Source organism: Bacteroidales bacterium, assembly GCA_035647615.1.
GTDB lineage: Bacteria > Bacteroidota > Bacteroidia > Bacteroidales > 4484-276 > SABY01.
In genome coordinates this window covers 26,141-43,741 of sequence record DASRND010000036.1, presented here as the reverse complement: position 1 = coordinate 43,741, position 17,601 = coordinate 26,141, and the positions used below count along the sequence as shown (strand labels likewise).

At 45.1% G+C, this 17,601-nt stretch carries 9 protein-coding genes; 5 read left to right on the top strand and 4 right to left on the bottom strand.

What is annotated here, in order from left to right; translation table 11 throughout:
* Positions 1 to 82 precede the first annotated feature (82 nt).
* From VFC92_12265 to VFC92_12250, 4 genes are all read left to right on the top strand, one after another.
* The gene (locus VFC92_12265) at positions 83 to 3,340 is read left to right on the top strand and encodes an FAD-dependent oxidoreductase (GenBank protein ID HZK08955.1); all 3,258 of its coding nucleotides are present in this window, start codon (positions 83 to 85) and stop codon (positions 3,338 to 3,340) included.
* Positions 3,341 to 3,645: 305 nt separating this feature from the next.
* The gene (locus VFC92_12260) at positions 3,646 to 5,223 is read left to right on the top strand and encodes a T9SS type A sorting domain-containing protein (protein ID HZK08954.1); all 1,578 of its coding nucleotides are present in this window, start codon (positions 3,646 to 3,648) and stop codon (positions 5,221 to 5,223) included.
* A 225-nt stretch (positions 5,224 to 5,448) separates the two neighbouring features.
* Positions 5,449 to 7,215 carry a PEGA domain-containing protein gene (locus VFC92_12255; GenBank protein ID HZK08953.1) on the top strand — a complete coding sequence of 589 codons (1,767 nt, stop codon included), beginning with the start codon at positions 5,449 to 5,451 and terminating at the stop codon, positions 7,213 to 7,215.
* Positions 7,216 to 7,256: 41 nt separating this feature from the next.
* Entirely contained in the window at positions 7,257 to 8,852 is a 1,596-nt protein-coding gene (locus VFC92_12250; protein HZK08952.1) for an FISUMP domain-containing protein, read from the top strand.
* Positions 8,853 to 9,042: 190 nt separating this feature from the next.
* On the opposite strand, the gene VFC92_12245 is transcribed toward VFC92_12250, so the two are convergent.
* The 4 genes from VFC92_12245 to gyrA form a co-directional block, all read right to left on the bottom strand.
* Positions 9,043 to 10,275: a nucleoside recognition domain-containing protein gene (locus tag VFC92_12245; GenBank protein HZK08951.1), complete on the bottom strand. Its 1,233-nt coding sequence runs from the start codon at positions 10,273 to 10,275 to the stop codon at positions 9,043 to 9,045.
* Between the two features lie 247 nt (positions 10,276 to 10,522).
* The gene (locus VFC92_12240; GenBank protein HZK08950.1) at positions 10,523 to 10,813 is read right to left on the bottom strand and encodes a hypothetical protein; all 291 of its coding nucleotides are present in this window, start codon (positions 10,811 to 10,813) and stop codon (positions 10,523 to 10,525) included.
* A 92-nt stretch (positions 10,814 to 10,905) separates the two neighbouring features.
* Positions 10,906 to 12,045: a tetratricopeptide repeat protein gene (locus tag VFC92_12235; protein ID HZK08949.1), complete on the bottom strand. Its 1,140-nt coding sequence runs from the start codon at positions 12,043 to 12,045 to the stop codon at positions 10,906 to 10,908.
* A 97-nt stretch (positions 12,046 to 12,142) separates the two neighbouring features.
* Positions 12,143 to 14,686, bottom strand: a complete 2,544-nt coding sequence (gyrA, locus tag VFC92_12230; GenBank protein ID HZK08948.1) for a DNA gyrase subunit A — start codon at positions 14,684 to 14,686, stop codon at positions 12,143 to 12,145.
* Between the two features lie 282 nt (positions 14,687 to 14,968).
* On the opposite strand from gyrA, the gene VFC92_12225 reads away from it, so the two are divergent.
* Positions 14,969 to 17,557 carry an ATP-dependent Clp protease ATP-binding subunit gene (locus VFC92_12225; GenBank protein HZK08947.1) on the top strand — a complete coding sequence of 863 codons (2,589 nt, stop codon included), beginning with the start codon at positions 14,969 to 14,971 and terminating at the stop codon, positions 17,555 to 17,557.
* Positions 17,558 to 17,601 lie beyond the last annotated feature (44 nt).

Genomic DNA, 17,601 nt, shown 5'->3' with positions numbered 1-17,601 from the left:
TTATCCAAATCGGTCGTTTGAAGAAAAAATAGTTCTATTTTTGTTTTTTTCCACATCACTCATGAGTAAATACCATTTTCTAATGAATCCTGCTACGCTTGGACAACTGCTGGGAATAATACTTAACGACCTGAACACGAATAATGAAGTATTTGACATTCCTGGGAAACTTTTTTATAAACACTGGCACAATCACGTTTTGTACTCCAAAAAGTATGGTCAGGAATTACACAATCCCATTGGCCTTACTTCGGGGCCGCATACTCAATTGGCGCAAAATATCGTAAGCGGCTGGCTGTGTGGTGCCCGCTATATCGAATTGAAAACAGTAACCCCTGCGCCGGCTACCGGCATTATCAAGCCAAGTATCAGTATTTATGAGGGCGCACATCATTGTGAAACAACTATCGAATTGGATGTTGAGCAGGCTTACGATCAATTTCTCAATGCCTGGATCATTATTCATATTTTAAATCATAAACTTTTTACACGCAAAAAGCATGTAAATGCCATCGGAACCATTTTTAACATGAGTCTGGGCAATACACTTGCCGACATTCGCAGCGAGAAGATGCAATGGTTTGTGGACAAGATGATTGATTGCAGTGTGGAAAAAACTGAGAAGTTACAATCAATCAAAAGCATATATCCTGATATTGATCAAATAAGTATACCGGATCAGATTTCCAACAGTTTTACGGTTAACACCTCCAAAGATTGTTCTGCACGCGAGATCGAATATATCTGCAAACTCCTGATGGTGGATAAAAAACTGCATCCTGTTATAAAATTTAGTCCCACCTTATTGGGTTATCGTTCGGTGCGTGCCATTGTGAGTGCTGAGGATGCTTTGTATGTAGAAATTGATGAGGAACATTTTGAAGAAGACGTTCAGTATGGTGAAGCGATCGATCTGATTGATGCCATCAAGGCAACTGCCGCCGAAATGAAGCTGGAGTTGACAATAAAAATATGTGGAGGCCTGCTCTGTCGCAATGTTACCACTCAAATCCCTGAGGCTGCCAGCGATGTTTATCTCACCGGCAATGCGCTTCATCCGGTTGCTGTGAATCTTGCTGCAAAGTTTCAAAGCCGTTTCGAGGGTTCGCTCAATATCTCTTTTTCAGGTGGAGCTGATTGCTACAATGTTTCGCAGTTACTTCTCAATGGATTTAGCACCATAACGGTATGCACCGACCTGCTGAAACCCGGTGGCTATGGGCGGCTTGCACAATATTTCCAGGAGCTTAGCCGTACCTTCGCTAATTATCAGGCCAAAAATATACGCGAGTATATTCTCAAATCGGGAAGCGCCTACAGCGTACAGGAAACGGCACTCGAAAACCTGCGCAATTATGCGATTCGTACCCTTAACAATCCGGCTTATAAGAAAACAGAGCTTACTCATCTTAGCATAAAAAACCAGCGTCCGCTATTCCTGTACGATTGCGTGCATGCTCCCTGCGTGGATGCCTGCGACACCCATCCCAATATTCCGGGCTATTGCTGGTTTGCTGCCAACAACGATCCCGAAAAAGCCATCAAAACCCTTCTAACGGATAACCCGTTGCCTTCGCTCACGGGCATGCTTGCCAGCGATCCCTGCCGGCTTAAATGCACCCGCATCAATTACGATTATCCGGTGTTGATGAAAGAGATCGAGCGATTTATAGCGGAAAACACTTCCGGAGAGGCGCTTGGCGCGATGCCCGCACCCTCCAACGGAATAAAGGTAGCAGTGATCGGTGGGGGCGTGGCCGGACTGTCGGCGGCATGGTTTCTTACCAAATATGGTTTTTCAGTTGAAATCTACGAGGCTGCTGCCGAAGCTGGCGGCATGGCGCGTAACGTTGCACCTGATTTCAGGCTCGACCAGGCTGCCGTCGAAAAAGACATCGAGCGCATTAAAGCGGCCGGCGTTAAAATTCTGAACAGTGCCCGCGTCGACAGCGAGCGTTTTGAACGCATCCTTGAGAGTTCACAATATATATTTATTGCCACAGGTGCTTCCAAGCCCCTGATGATGGGGATTCAGGGAGAAGATTCCGAAGGCGTTGTTGACGGAATCAGTTTCCTGCAGCAGATCCGCGCAAATACCTTACAGCTCACAGGGAATCATTATGCTGTGGTGGGCAGCGACGATTTGGCTGCTGATGCGGCACGTGCAGCTCAGCGACTGATAGATGACAAAGGCAGCGTTACTTTGATATCTCCTGTTCCCGCAGAGGAGATGCATATCGATCAATCGATAAAAGATGCGCTTGCCGACGAAAATATTGAGGTGATTGACGCCACCGATACGGTTCGTGTTATTGCACGCGCCGGTCAGGTTTCCGGACTGGAGCTTGCCGAAATCTATGAAGATGACTACGCACAGTCTTATATTCTTGAATTTGATACCGTCATTACCTGTCTGGGCACAGAGGCCGACATCGACTTTTTTGACATCTACAAGCTGAATCCGCGCAAAGGCTCCAACGCCACCCGGATGAAGCGCGTATTTGCAGGAGGCTCGTTGCTCGACCCGTCGGCTACTACCTTGCAGGTGATTGGCGATGCCCGGCGCGCTGCTTACGAAATAGTAATGGACTCAGGCGTGGTGCTTCCGGCCAATCTATTCAGGCAAACCAAAGATGTGGACATCAATAAACTAAAAGTACAAAAGTCGCAGCGTGAAAACCCTTATTACGCTGAGATTGTCCCTGTTGCAGAGCGAAGAGGTTTTGAGCTGATCACCAAAACACTCAAGCCGCCCCGCGCCGTGAAGGAAGCCGCGCGTTGTCTGCAATGCGATACCATCTGCAACGTGTGTGTGGCAGTGTGCCCGAACCGTGCTATGCTGGGTTTTGAAGTTGCCGACGACGACCGGCTGATACCTGCAGTAACTTTTGCAGGTGAGAAATTTAAAGTCGCATACCATCACAAAATTCCCATCAGGCAAAGGTTTCAGGTACTCAATATCGCTGACTGGTGTAACGAGTGCGGCAACTGCACTACTTTTTGCCCCACTGCCGGCGAGCCCTATCGCGACAAATATCGCTTGTATTTCAACCACCAGAAATTTAATACCGACAACAACCCCGAGGCATTGCTGCTTACCGGATCGGGGAATTACCGTGTGCTTACGCTAAAAAAAGATGGCAATCTGACCACGCTCACCGAAAACTGGGACGCCCTGATTTTTGAGGATGACAACTGCATGGCAGTACTCGACAAGGTGAATTTCAAGATTCAGCACATCGACATGTTTATCGATGTTGAGGGCATCTATGAAATTCCCGCAATCGCCGAGATGAAAATCCTTTTTAAAGCTGTAAAAGATTTGGCTGCAACGGCATAGACTGGTTGCTTCATAATTTCATAACTCCTGCTCCAGCACGATTTGTAGATTTCTCCCTCCAAATTACCTTCGCGAATTTTTCAGTCGGAATGACATAACTTTTTGTGTAAATGGTGAGCCGGGATCGGGCGCAAAGCGCCCGATCCCGGCTCACCACAGATTTGCACTCGCGCGTGGTCATTCCAAACGAAGAGAGGAATCTCATAAACTTCCTCATCAGCTTAGAGAAAAGAGGTCTAAATGGCATTTCAATCCATAAAAGGATTACTTTAGTACACTCTTTTTATTATTAAGAAATCAAAATCATGAAAAAATTCTACTTCTTTTTGTTTGCCCTATTTGCAATAAGCGTCGCAAATGCCCAAGGCTGCCTGCCCCAAGGTATCACCTTCACCACACAAGCACAGATTGATAATTTCCAAACCGATTATCCGGGATGTACGGAAATCGAGGGAGACGTTACAATAACAGATTATTCGAGTGGTGCTATTTCTAATCTTAACGGATTAAGTGTTTTAACTTCCATTGGGAAAACTCTTAGAATTTTTCGTAACGATATCCTGATGAATTTATCTGGGCTGGACAACCTCACTACTATCGGGGAAAATCTTGATATTGATCTTAACCACTCCCTGACCAGTTTATCGGGGCTGGACAACCTAACTTTCGTTGGAGGGGACTTTGGTATTACTTTCAATAATGCCCTGACCAATTTAATAGCGCTGAATAAACTGACTTCCTTAGGAGGTTATCTTTTGATTGATGTTAACAAAGCCCTGATCAGTTTATCGGGGCTGGATAACCTGGTTTCCATTGGAGGAGAACTTAGAATTAGTTGGAACCCTCTCCTGACCAGTTTATCGGGGCTGAGTAACCTGACAACCGTCGGGAATGATATTACTATTGAGTATAACGCTGCACTGACCAGCCTAACGGGATTGAATAACCTGATTTCCATTGGGAGAAATCTTAATATTGGTGCCACCGAAACCCTGACCAGTTTAATGGCACTGGGTAACCTCGCTTCCATTGGTGGGAGTCTTGATATTAACACTAACCTTTCCCTGACCAGTTTAGCTGGGTTGGATAACCTGACTTCCGTTGGTAATAGTATTTCTATTCGATCTACCTCTATTCTGACCAGTATAGCGGCGCTGGACAACCTGACTTCGATTGGAGGAGGTCTTTTTCTTGCTTATAACAATTCCCTCAACAGTTTAACAGGGCTGGATAACCTCACTTCCATCGGGGGGAATCTTAGGATTGGCCTTAACGATGCACTGACCAATTTAACGGGGCTTGAAGGTTTAACTTCCATCGGAGGGAATCTTTGGATGGAGCAAAACTTTGTTCTGACCAGTATAGCGGCGCTGGATAACCTCACTTCCATCGGGGGGACGATTAGGATTAGTGATAACTCTGTTCTGACCAGTTTAACGGGCCTGGGTAATATTGCAGCAAATTCCATAGAGGGATTAACAATTATCGCTAATGATTCTTTATCAACCTGTGAAGTACAAAGTATTTGTGCTTACCTGGGCAGTCCCAATAGTACCGTCGAAATTTGGGGCAACCTCACTGGCTGCAATAACCAACAGGAAGTGATAGAGGCTTGTGCACATGCAGCAGTAGAAAGTACCACCATTGGTGAGGGATTTAGCACTTATCCCAACCCCACCACAGGGCTTATCATTATTTCACAGCCCGAAAATTCAGCACAAAGTCATCTTTCCATCATAAACCTCAGCGGACAGGAAGTGTTGCAACAAACCATTACGAAACCAACAACCAGTATCGACATCACCTCGCTGCCACAAGGCGCTTATTTCGTGCGGATTCAAAATGAGAAAATCGTGACGGTGGAGAAATTTATAAAACAATAGCCATTCATATCGCATTTATTCTCAGAGTTTGGACGAGGTTGTACCTCGTCTGCTTTATTTTTCCAGGCTTTGCCTGTTTCCATGATCAGGAAAAGCAAAGGGAAAGTTACTCGTGAATAAATCCCAGCAAGTCCTTTTTTTGAATAGCTATGAATAGGATATTTCAATCCATAAAAGGATTACTTTAGCACACTCTTTTTTTTGTTTGAAAATCTGCCATGTGAAATGAAATATTTCCACCTCTTTATTTTCCTTCTTATTGCCAACCACCTCCTGGCCGATTCGCTGAGTGTATCCGGCTTCAGGGAAGTTCCCAACGATATTTCAGCAATACAGCATCAGCGACTCGATGCCAACGACAAAGCTTGTTCGTTGATCAAAATAAATTCTGATCTTGACGGACTCTATTTTGATAGCGGAGTACGCATCGTGGGAGATATCGAAAAGAAATCCGGCGAATACTGGATTTATCTTTCTCCCGGAGAGCGCCGTCTGAGTATTTGGGGAGCTGATTTGTTAAAGTACCACTTCAATTTTCCGGTTGTAATAAAACCGGGTGTTGTTTATCAAATGGTGGTAACCCGCCATGGCGCAGATGGGGTAGGGGGGCTGACTACCGGATTTATCCTGCTGAAATCTCATCCATCCCATGCTAAGGTTTGGGTTGAGGATGAGTACATGGGCTACACTCCTTTTACCATGGAAACCTCAAGTGGATATTACGAATACCGCCTCGAAAAAGAGATGTTTCATTCCATAGAAGGAGACTTTACCGTAAAAGTGAATGAAACGGAAACGCACGAAATGATTCTTAATCCAAACTTCGGTTCACTTTCCGTTAAGAGCAGCCCGCGCGATGGCGCAAAAATATCCCTGGATGGTGTTCCTACAAATTATTCTACCCCGCATACTTTCGATACTTTGAAAAGCGGCAGCCACACCATTTCGCTTTCGCTTGAACTTTACGAACCCGCGAGCCGCGAAGTTTCCATAAAGGATGGGGAAAGCACTCCGATGAATTTTGAAATGAATCCTGTGTTTGGAAACGTGCACATCACCACCAACCTTGCGGCAGATATTTACATCGATGGAGAGCGAAAAGCATCCGGCGCTTTCGATGATATTCTGCGCAAAGGCGTGCATACCATCGAGGTAAAAAAGGACAAGCATTACAGCCAGACACGAAAAATTGATATGAAAGCCGGAGCCACCGAAACATTGACTTTTACAATATTGCCCATCAATGGCAGCCTCTCCATAGCTTCCGACCCGCCCGAAGCTGAAATTTTTATTGATGGAAAATCTTACGGCCTAACGCCGAAGATTATTCCTGAAATAATTATCGGCACGTCCGAGATTACGCTTAAAAAGGCAAACTATGCCACCGTAAAAACTACCGCGGAGGTGAAAGAAAACGAACGCACCACAGTGAATGAGGACCTCAGTAATTTTAAAGAGATCACCATCACAAGCAATCCATCCGGAGCCAGCCTTTATTTGAATGGAAAAAACGAAGGAACAACAAGCAGAAAGTTAACCACCAACTTTGGCAAGAACACCATCCGGCTGAAGAGAACCGGTTACAACGATTTTGAGGATTCCTTCTCCGTTTCCGAGCAACAAAATACATACAACTTCACGATGGTGTCCGATCAGAAGGTAATGGCGCAGATAGATTTTGACAAATACAAAAAGCGGAAAAACATTTGGCTCACCGCAACTTTGGCAACAGCCACTACTGGTGCGTTTTTCGCTTACGCTTCCGATAAGGCCGGTAAAGACTACCCAACCGCTACTACTGAAGCAACCAAACTCTACGACCGGATGGAGCGAAATCAGATCATTTCTTATGCTGCCTTTGGTGCAAGTGGTTTTTGCGCCATCATGACCATCATCAATGCTTCCAAACAAAGCAAGGCAAAGAAAAGAATGGATATTTCGGCTGTGCCACTTGATGGCGGCGCAATGCTGAGTTTGCAAATAAGTTTTTAATTGTGATTAAACTATTGAATACATTTCTAAAAATAGCAGCCATGAATTTTAAAGGCATTCAACCAATCATTTTCGCAATATTGGTGCTACTGCTTTCCTGCGAAAAACCTGAACGCGACAACCCCTGGGACGAAAAAGCCAATATTGATCCTGCTGCCTGGGCACCTCAAAACCTGCAAGTTGAGGACATTTCACCAGTTGAGAAAAAACTCTACTGGACTTATGACAATAAAAGCATTGAAGGCTTTAAACTTGATCGCAAAAAAGGCGATGAAGCATGGCAGATTGCATATCAAACGTTTCCTAAAGAAGTCCGAAGCTGGAATGATACGGAAATCATTCCCGATTCTTCATACACCTATTCTTATCGGATTTATGCTTTTGCAGGAGACCACAGCTCTATAAAACAATCTGTATCGGTGTCTGCTGAATTTGTAGTACCAGCCAATTTAAAAATAACTAACAACTCAATTACCTCCATAACCCTTTCCTGGCAGGTAATTTACAGTGGTGATGTTGGTTTTATAATTGAGCGGAAATACGAAGGCGGCAATTGGGAATTGATTACAACTGTTACTGGAAACAGCGTGGAAGATAATAATTTCGCCCTTAACACCCAGGTTTATTACCGGGTTTGTGGATTTTTTGGATCATACACCTCAAATTGGTCTGAAGAAAATTTTGATTCATCCATACCGGTACCTGAAAACTTTAATATTATTCCAAACTCCGTAACTTCAGTACAATTAACCTGGGAATACAGCCATACAGGCCATGATGGTTTTAAAATCGATCGCAAAGTGAATGCAGAAGCATGGGTAAGTATTGCAAGTGTCATTGCGGGACAAAATGATTTCGCCGATGACGGAATTAATTTAAAAAATAACAGTTATTCATATCGTATTTGTAGTTTTCATAAAAGTTACTCATCACAATATAAAGAAAAAGCAATTGAATTCGTCTGTGGATTCACATTAATTACAGACAACAGAGATGGCAAGCAATACGAAACTGTACAAATAGGGAATCAATGCTGGATGAAGGAAAATCTGGTTTATCTGCCCAGTGTAAGCCCTTCGTTTAGTGGATCAGTTGCGTCACCCCATTATTATGTTTATGGTTATGAGGGAACAAGTGTGCCGACAGCCAAGGCTACCAGTAACTATCAAACTTATGGTGTACTTTACAATTGGCAAGCAGCATCCACCGCATGTCCTTCAGGATGGCATTTACCAACAGATGATGAATGGGCAGTCTTAACAAATTATCTGGGTGGTGAAAGCGTAGCAGGCGGTAAAATGAAAGAAACCGGCATGTCCCATTGGAATAGCCCTAATGAAGGTGCAACAATAGCAGTGGTTTTACAGCTCTGCCCGGTGGCCTCCGCAGTATTAGTGGGTTGTTCGACTATCAGGGCAGCGTCGGCTACTGGTGGTCTTCGTCCGGGTACGATGCTTCCCGTGCCTGGTACCGCTACCTGTCCTACAGTAACGCCCAGGTGTACCGCAGCAACTACAGTAAGTCGCACGGCTTTTCGATCCGATGCCTCAAGGACAATTGATTTTTTTTTTGACTATTCGACTATTTTCCTGCTAAATTCTGATAGGCTATACTGGTTTACTGTTACTTTTTATTGAGAGGAAATAGTGAAACATTCTTCTGTGCCGTCAGGCACAAAATACGGGTAGAAAAATCGTGTCTGCTCAAAACCTCGTCCTGTATGGGACGAAATAATTCTTTGTAATCAATCATTTCTACCCATATTGGATCCCTACGGGATAATTGTCTTCAGATTAAACCATGAAATGGCCGCAATCTGAATAGTAATCAATAAAAAAATAGATAGGCAATAAAGATGGCGGCAACGATTCCGGCAAAGTCAGCAATGAGGCCGCAGGTTACGGCGTAGCGGGTCTTGCGGATGCTTACCGAACCAAAATAAACAGCCAGAATATAAAAGGTGGTGTCGGTGGAGCCTTGGAAAGTAGAGGCCAGGCGCCCTACAAAAGAGTCGGCGCCAAAGGTATTCATGGCGTCCACCATCATGCCGCGCGCGCCGGCGCCGCTCAGAGGTTTCATAAAAGCCGTGGGCAATGCCGGCACAAAGTCGGTGTTGAGACCGGCTGCTCCTGCCAGCCAGCCTATTCCATCAATCAGCCACGACATAGCTCCCGAAGCCCGGAATACGCCGATAGCCACCAGAATGGCTACCAGATAAGGAATGATTTTAATAGAAATCTTAAAACCATCTTTGGCACCTTCGATGAAAGTTTCGTACACATTTACACGCCGGTAAAGCGCAAGTCCGATAAACGAAACGATGATAGAAAACAGGATGAAATTGCTTGCCACCGAAGAGATAAGCTCCACCCGGCCCTGTGGGATGATGGTAAAATACCAGATGATAGCAGCCACCAGCAGCGTGAAACCGCCCAGGTAACCCAGCACTACTTTATTGAATAAATTAAGTTTTTGAAAAAAGGACACCGCAAGTATGCCGGCCATGGTCGAGAAAAAGGTGGCCAGCAGAATGGGCAGGAAAACATCTGATGGGTCGGCGGCGCCAAGCTGCGCACGATACACCATGATGCTGATAGGGATAAGCGTAAGCCCCGAAGTGTTGAGCACCAAAAACATGATCATGGGATTGGAGGCCGTGTCACGCTGCGGATTGATGCTTTGTAACTCATCCATCGCTTTCAGGCCGAGGGGCGTGGCAGCATTGTCGAGCCCCAGCATATTGGCTGCAATATTCATAAGAATGGAACCTGTGGCGGGATGATCGGGCGGAATGTCGGGAAATAATTTGCGGAACAGCGGGCCAACCCATCGCGCCATAATTGCTACTACGCCGCCGCGTTCGCCAACTTTCATCAGTCCCAGCCACAGCGTCATCACTCCGGTAAGGCCGAGCGAAATCTCAAACCCCAGCTTTGCCATCTCGAAAGTGCTGCCAACCATTTCCGGAAAAACCTGCGCATCGCCAAAAACCAGCAGCTTGACCAGTCCTGTAACAAAGGCAATCAGAAAAAATGCAACCCAAATGTAGTTGAGTACCATGCTTTATTTGTAGCAGCTTCCGCAGATGATTATTGAAACATTCTTTTATGAAAATCCAAAAGTAGCATTCTTTGCGAAAAGCGGACATCAGTGGTATTGTTGTTACCAAAATCAGGAATCAATAAATGTCCTATAATTAATATTATGTTAAATAAAGTATTTTAAAGTTTACCCCCATTGGTATTATCGGTTGTTTTAATCTAGTAGTGATTTCCTAATAGAAAAAAATGGCGCGGCACAAGAAAGCCTATGCGTTTAGCCTCTCGTTGATGCCTTTCGCCTTGTCGGAATGGTTCGTTATGGTATAAATCTCGCGAAGCATTGTCAGGTTGTCGCGATTGCCGGGTTTTATCTGGTCGGCTTTCTCGAGATGTTCAGCCGATTGTTGCAGCAATTGTTTAGCCGATGATTCCGGGCTGCCTTCCCTGGAGGCCTGCTCATAATAGAGTTTTCCCATCGCGTAACGAGGCTCAAATTGTGCAGGATTGTTGTCGATTTGTTTTTGATACTGTTTCCGTTTTTCTTCAAAAGTTTCCATAATGTCAGGTTTTAAAATGTTAATATAAAAAAAATGGAGAGAATCATTTCTGATCTCTCCATTTCGTTTTTTATTAAAAACAGTATTTAGTTTTAATTGTTCAGGCGTTCGTTCACCCCTTTCACCTTATCCATCATGCCCAGGCGGGTGTAAATTTCCTTGAGTGTTTGCAGGGTGATCTGATCGCTTTCCTGTATAGAGTCGGCTTTTTCGAGGTATGGCAAAGCTTTCTGCATCATTGCCTTACCTTCTTCCATCATCTTATCGTATTTGGCTGTTTCGTTGAGCGGCAGGTTTCCGGCTTCTGTAATTATTTCGACAGCTTTGTTAAAGTAAAGCGCACCCAGGTTGTAGTTGGCGTCAAAATAATCGGCGTCAACGTTAATAGCATCCTGGTAAAGGTCGCGTGCCTTCTCAAAGTTGCCCATTTTGTCGTAAATAGTTCCGGCAGCGAAAAACAGCGATGGGTTGGATTTATCCTTTTCGATGGCCAGCGTCAAAACATCCAATGCCTCCTGACTAAGTCCTGTGGCAAGGTAAAGATTGGCAGCGTCGATAATCAAAGCGTAATCATCGGGAAATACTTCGCGGCCTTCGTTGATTACCATAATGGCTGCGGCAGTATCGCCTTCCACTTTGTGCACACTGGCCAAAATACTGTAGATGGCAGGTTCGGGATAGTTTAAATCCTTCGCCTGAATCATGTGTTTTCGTGCATTCTGGTAATCTTCACCCAGAAAAGCGCTTTGCCCGGCATAAAAGATTGACAAAGTGTCGATGGAACCCATTTCCTGACGCGTCATTGCTGATTTCGCAAAAGCTTCGGCGGCTTTTTTGTAATCCTTTTCGTTGTAATCGGAGACAGCATTGTTAAAATATTGCTCCGAACAAACCAGGATTCTGTCTCTAACCTGATCAACATATTCGTTCTTGGTGTCGAGTTCAATGGATTTTACATACGCCTCATAGGCTTTATCCAAAGGATTTGGGTCGAGATCTTTGTACTCTTCTTCATCGGTCAGTTGTATCGATAAATACACATTGCCATAATAAAACCAGGTTTTAGCATCAGTCATTGTTTTTTGATGCTCAACGGCTTTGTCAATGGCCTCTTTTGCTTTGTCGAGTTTGCCCCGGTTCAGGTAGTTAAAGGATGCAACCACGTTGTTTGGCTGGGCATAAACTCCTGAAAAAGCAAGGACTGTAATTAATAACACTACGAATTTTTTCATTTTCCTGAGAAGTTTAGTTGTTAAAGTTTATTTGTTTTTCAATAGTCGTGCCAGAATGAAACATTAGGCTGACTTTTATTTTTAATAATACTATCCTTTATTCTTCTGCTGGTGTTTGCTCGTCGTCGTCAGTCACCATATCTTCTTCATTCAATTCAATATCCTCCGTAATGACCTCCTCTTCTTCTTCCTCTTCGCGCATCACATTGGCCACAGCAGCTATGGAATCATCGTCGCGCAGGTTTATCAGACGCACGCCCTGGGTAGCTCGTCCCATTACGCGCAGCTCGCTTACAGCCATTCGTATTGTAAGGCCTGATCTGTTGATGATCATTAGGTCGTCGTTGTCTGTCACGTTTTTGACGGCAATGAGTTTTCCGGTTTTTTCGGTGATATTCAGCGTCTTCACTCCTTTTCCGCCGCGGTTTGTTACGCGGTAGTCTTCAAGTTTGGAGCGCTTACCGTAGCCATTTTCCGAAACTACAAGAACATCGTAATCCTGGGTTTCCATGCAAATCATTCCTACTACAGCATCATTTTCGTCGGCCAGTCTAATGCCTCTTACGCCGCTGGTATTACGCCCCATCGGACGCACTCTATTTTCGTTGAAGCGAATGGCGCGTCCTGACTGCAATGCGATAACAATTTCGTTCTCTCCGTCGGTCAAGCGTGCCTCGAGCAAAGCATCTCCTTCGCGCACCACGATGGCGTTGATACCATTTTGCCGTGGCCGTGAATAATTTTCAAGTTTGGTCTTTTTGATAATACCCTTCACCGTCACCATGGTGATGTAATTGCTATTTACGTAATCCTCATCTTTCAGGTCTTTGGTATTGATGAAAGCTTTGATTGTGTCATCCGGGGCGATATTGATCAGGTTTTGAATTGCTCTTCCTTTGGAGTGGCGGGTGCCCTCAGGAATTTCGAAAACCCGGAGCCAGAAGCATTTGCCGCTTTCGGTAAAAAAGAGCATATAGTTGTGATTGGTAGCCACAAAAAGATGCTCCAGGAAATCCTCGTTACGCACAGCCGAAGCTTTCGATCCGCGACCTCCCCTACCCTGCACTTTATACTCGGAAAGGTCTGTACGTTTGATGTAACCCATATGTGAAATGGTTACTACCACCTCGTCATCGGGAATGGTATCTTCAATGCGGAAGTCGCTGGCGGCATATTCTATCCGTGTGCGCCGTTCGTCTTTGTATTTTTCTTTTATCTCGAGCAATTCGGTTTTTATCAGCTCCATGCGCATAGTTTCATCATCGAGCAGACTCTTCAGATAAGCAATGCGTTCCATTAATGCGGCGTAATCTTCCTTGATTTTGTCGCGTTCGAGGCCGGTAAGACGTTGCAATCTCATCTCGAGAATGGCTTTGGCCTGCACTTCTGACAATCCAAAGTTTGTCATCAAGCCACTTCTTGCTATGTCGGGAGTCTGCGAATTTCGGATCAAAGTAATTACTTCATCAATGTGATCTAATGCTATGAGCAGGCCTTCGAGAATGTGGGCACGTTTCTCAGCTTCGCGCAGATCGTATTGGGTACGCCGTATTACAACCTCATGACGATGATCTACAAAATGCCGGATCATATCTTTCAGGTTGAGCTGCATAGGCCTGCCATGTACCAGTGCGATATTGTTGACACTGAAGGAAGTCTGCAAAGCTGTTTGCTGATAGAGCTTGTTGAGCACCACATTGGTAACGGCATCTCTTTTAAGTTCGTAAACAATACGTATGCCGTTGCGGTCAGATTCATCGCGGATGTCAGTGATTCCCTCAATTTTCTTATCGTTCACCAGGTCAGCCGTCCTTTTGATCATATCAGCTTTATTTACCATATAGGGAACGGAAGTTACAATGATTTGATCGCGTCCGTTGCTGGCTGTTTCGATGATGGCTTCGCCTCTGACAACAATACGGCCACGGCCTGTCAAAAAGGCTTCTCTTACGCCGTCGTAGCCATAAATAATTCCTCCGGTAGGAAAATCAGGAGCTTTTACATATTTCATCAATTCCTCGATGGTAATGTCACGGTTGTCGATGTAAGCAATTGTACCATCCACCACCTCTCCCAGATGATGCGGCGGCATATTGGTAGCCATCCCAACTGCAATACCGGAAGCTCCGTTGATGAGCAGATTAGGAATCTTGGAAGGCAGCACAGTGGGCTCTTCGAGAGAGTCGTCGAAGTTGAGCTGGAAGTCGACAGTTTCTTTATTGATGTCATCGAGCATGTCCTCGGCCACTTTGCGCAGACGCGCTTCGGTATACCGCATGGCTGCCGGGCTGTCGTTGTCGATAGAACCAAAGTTTCCCTGCCCGTCGACGAGCGGATAGCGCAGCGACCATACCTGTGCCATACGAACCATGGCATCGTAAACCGAAGAGTCGCCATGGGGGTGATACTTACCCAGCACTTCCCCTACTATTCTGGCTGATTTCTTAAAACCCCGGTTGGAAAGGATGCCCAGATCGAACATCCCATATAGAATCCGGCGATGTACCGGTTTTAAGCCGTCACGAACATCGGGCAAAGCCCTGGAAACAATAACCGACATCGAATAATCGATGTAGGCCGATTTCATTTGATTCTCAATATTTACTCTTACTATTTTTTCGCCTTCTTGATTGTTTTCCATCTACTAACTTATTCAATAATAATACTTTAATACAAAAGTGAAATGACCAGCAAAAGTAGGCATTTTTATGGTTATCAGCTACAGCTAAATCTTTTATTAACTAACATCCTTTGTTGATAAAATCAGCATTGTGAAAGCAATTACCACCATCAAACTCCCTTACTTTTGCCAGATTATCAATTGGAAAAGTAAAATCATCGCCGGGAAACTATTTAACAGTTGGAACGTTATTTGATTTGTACAACGTTTTTAAGCTTATAATAACGAAAGGAATAAAAAATAATGGAAGCAAAATTTTCACAACGCGTTAAGGATGTCCTTAATTACAGCCGGGAAGAAGCTTTGCGTCTGGAGAACGATTATATTGGAGTTGAACATCTGATACTTGGCATTCTTCGCGAAGGCGAAGGTCTGGCCGTACAAATATTAAATTATCTGGGAGTCGATCTGAAGAAATACCGGGGTACCATCGAAACTTCTATCGGGAAACAGGGTGCAGCCATTAAAGGTGAGAAAAAAATGGTGAATCTGCCTTTGGTAAAGCAAGCCGAACGTGCGCTCAAGCTTACCTATCTCGAAGCCAAACTCTTTAACAGCGATCTTATCGGCACCGAGCATCTGCTCCTGGCCATTCTCAAAGATGAAGACAACATTGTGACGCAGGCTTTTGCCTCGTTGGGTGTTGATTACGAAAATGTAAGGGAAGAATTACAGGCCATTATGACAGGCAACCATCCCGACAAGACCGAAGAGAGCAGCGCTAATCAGCAATCAGGACCGGTGGATGAATTTCCCGGATCGATGGACGACGACTTTGAAGAAGGCCGTGGCTTTGAAAAGCAAAGTAAAAAGCCCGGTGAAACGAAATCAAAGACTCCTGTTCTCGACAATTTTGGCCGCGACCTTACCAAGGCTGCCGAAGATAACCGGCTCGATCCCATCGTGGGCCGCGAAAAAGAACTCGAGCGCATTGCACAGATTTTAAGCCGGCGCAAGAAAAACAATCCTATCCTGATTGGTGAACCAGGCGTAGGCAAAAGCGCCATCGCCGAAGGGCTGGCATTGCGAATAGTAGAACGAAAAGTGTCGCGGGCTTTGTTCAACAAAAGAGTTATAACCCTCGACCTGGCCTCTATTGTAGCAGGTACCAAGTACCGCGGCCAGTTTGAAGAACGTATGAAAGCTGTTCTGAATGAGCTGGAAAAAAACCCTGACATCATTCTTTTCATCGATGAGATACACACCATTGTGGGTGCCGGTAATGCTTCCGGTTCGCTGGATGCATCCAATATGTTTAAACCTGCGCTGGCACGTGGCGAGATACAATGTATCGGTGCCACTACCCTCGACGAATATCGTCAGTACATTGAGAAAGATGGTGCGCTGGAGCGCAGATTTCAGAAAGTGCTGGTCGATCCGACCACTGCTGAAGAAACTGCCGTCATCCTGAATAATATTAAGGAAAAGTACGAAGACCACCACCTGGTGAAGTATACTGATGATGCCATTAAAGCATGTGTGCATCTTACCAATCGGTACATCAGCGATCGTTATCTGCCCGACAAAGCCATCGATGCACTCGATGAGGCCGGCTCGCGCGTACACATTACCAACATGCATGTGCCGTCGCAAATTATCCAAATTGAAAGCCGTATCGAAGAGGTGAAAACTGAAAAAGCCAAAGCCATCGGCGCGCAGAAATTTGAGGAAGCCGCACGGTTTAGAGATCTGGAGCGCAAACTGCTGCAGGAGCTGGAGGTGGAAAAGAAAAAATGGGAAGAAGATTCACGCATCAATCGTGAAGCAGTGTCAGAAGAAAATGTGGCCGAGGTAGTGGCCATGATGACAGGCATTCCCATCAAGCGTATCGCACAAACGGAGGGCAACCGCCTGGTGAAAATGGAGTTTGAACTACAGGAATCAATAATTGGTCAGGATGATGCAATCCAAAAAGTGGTTAGTTCCATCCGCCGTAACCGCGCCGGACTAAAAGACCCGAACAAACCTATTGGAAGTTTCATCTTCTTGGGACCGACAGGCGTTGGTAAAACATATCTGGCAAAAGTGTTGGCACGCTACCTTTTCGATTCAGAGGAAGCACTTATCCGCATCGACATGAGCGAGTATATGGAGAAATTCTCCGTTTCGCGCCTGGTGGGTGCTCCTCCGGGATATGTTGGATACGAAGAAGGCGGACAGCTTACCGAGAAAGTGAGACGCAAGCCCTACTCCATCGTACTGCTCGACGAGATAGAAAAAGCACACCCCGACGTGTATCACCTCCTTCTTCAGGTACTCGACGACGGTATTATTACCGACAGCCTGGGGCGTCGTATCGACTTCAAGAATACCATCATCATCATGACCTCCAACATCGGGTCACGTCAACTGAAAGATTTTGGCCTTGGTGTGGGCTTTAACACCGCGGCACGCGAAACATCAAAAGGAAAACATTCGCAAAGTGTGATCGAAAACGCTTTGAAAAAAACCTTTGCCCCTGAGTTTCTCAACCGTATCGACGACGTCGTAATCTTCGACCATCTGGAGCGTGAAGATATTCATAAGATCATCGACATTGAGCTTCGTCACCTTTACAAACGCGTGAGAGAAATTGGCTACACCATCGAAATTTCGGAAAAGGCCAAAGATTTCATCGTCGAAAAAGGATGGGATGCCCAATACGGTGCACGTCCGCTGAAGAGGGCCATACAGAAATATGTAGAAGATCCGCTTGCCGAAGAGATCATTAAAACTAATCTCGCCGAAGGCGACCACATCATGGTAGATATGGAGGAAGGAAAAGATGAACTGATAATAGGTATCAATAAAGAAAAGGTTGTAGCCGAAAAACAGTTGCCATCCGCCAATTAAAATTTAAGATTATTTGATTAACAAAAAAAAACTGCATCGTTCCA

Excerpts from the sequence above, each read along its gene's own strand:
- VFC92_12245 (HZK08951.1), bottom strand. The coding sequence starts at position 10,275 with ATGGTACTCAACTACATTTGGGTTGCATTTTTTCTGATTGCCTTTGTT.
- VFC92_12240 (HZK08950.1), bottom strand. The coding sequence starts at position 10,813 with ATGGAAACTTTTGAAGAAAAACGGAAACAGTATCAAAAACAAATCGAC.
- VFC92_12265 (HZK08955.1), top strand. The coding sequence starts at position 83 with ATGAATCCTGCTACGCTTGGACAACTGCTGGGAATAATACTTAACGAC.
- VFC92_12225 (HZK08947.1), top strand. The coding sequence starts at position 14,969 with ATGGAAGCAAAATTTTCACAACGCGTTAAGGATGTCCTTAATTACAGC.
- VFC92_12255 (HZK08953.1), top strand. The coding sequence starts at position 5,449 with ATGAAATATTTCCACCTCTTTATTTTCCTTCTTATTGCCAACCACCTC.
- gyrA (HZK08948.1), bottom strand. The coding sequence starts at position 14,686 with ATGGAAAACAATCAAGAAGGCGAAAAAATAGTAAGAGTAAATATTGAG.
- VFC92_12235 (HZK08949.1), bottom strand. The coding sequence starts at position 12,045 with ATGAAAAAATTCGTAGTGTTATTAATTACAGTCCTTGCTTTTTCAGGA.
- VFC92_12260 (HZK08954.1), top strand. The coding sequence starts at position 3,646 with ATGAAAAAATTCTACTTCTTTTTGTTTGCCCTATTTGCAATAAGCGTC.
- VFC92_12250 (HZK08952.1), top strand. The coding sequence starts at position 7,257 with ATGAATTTTAAAGGCATTCAACCAATCATTTTCGCAATATTGGTGCTA.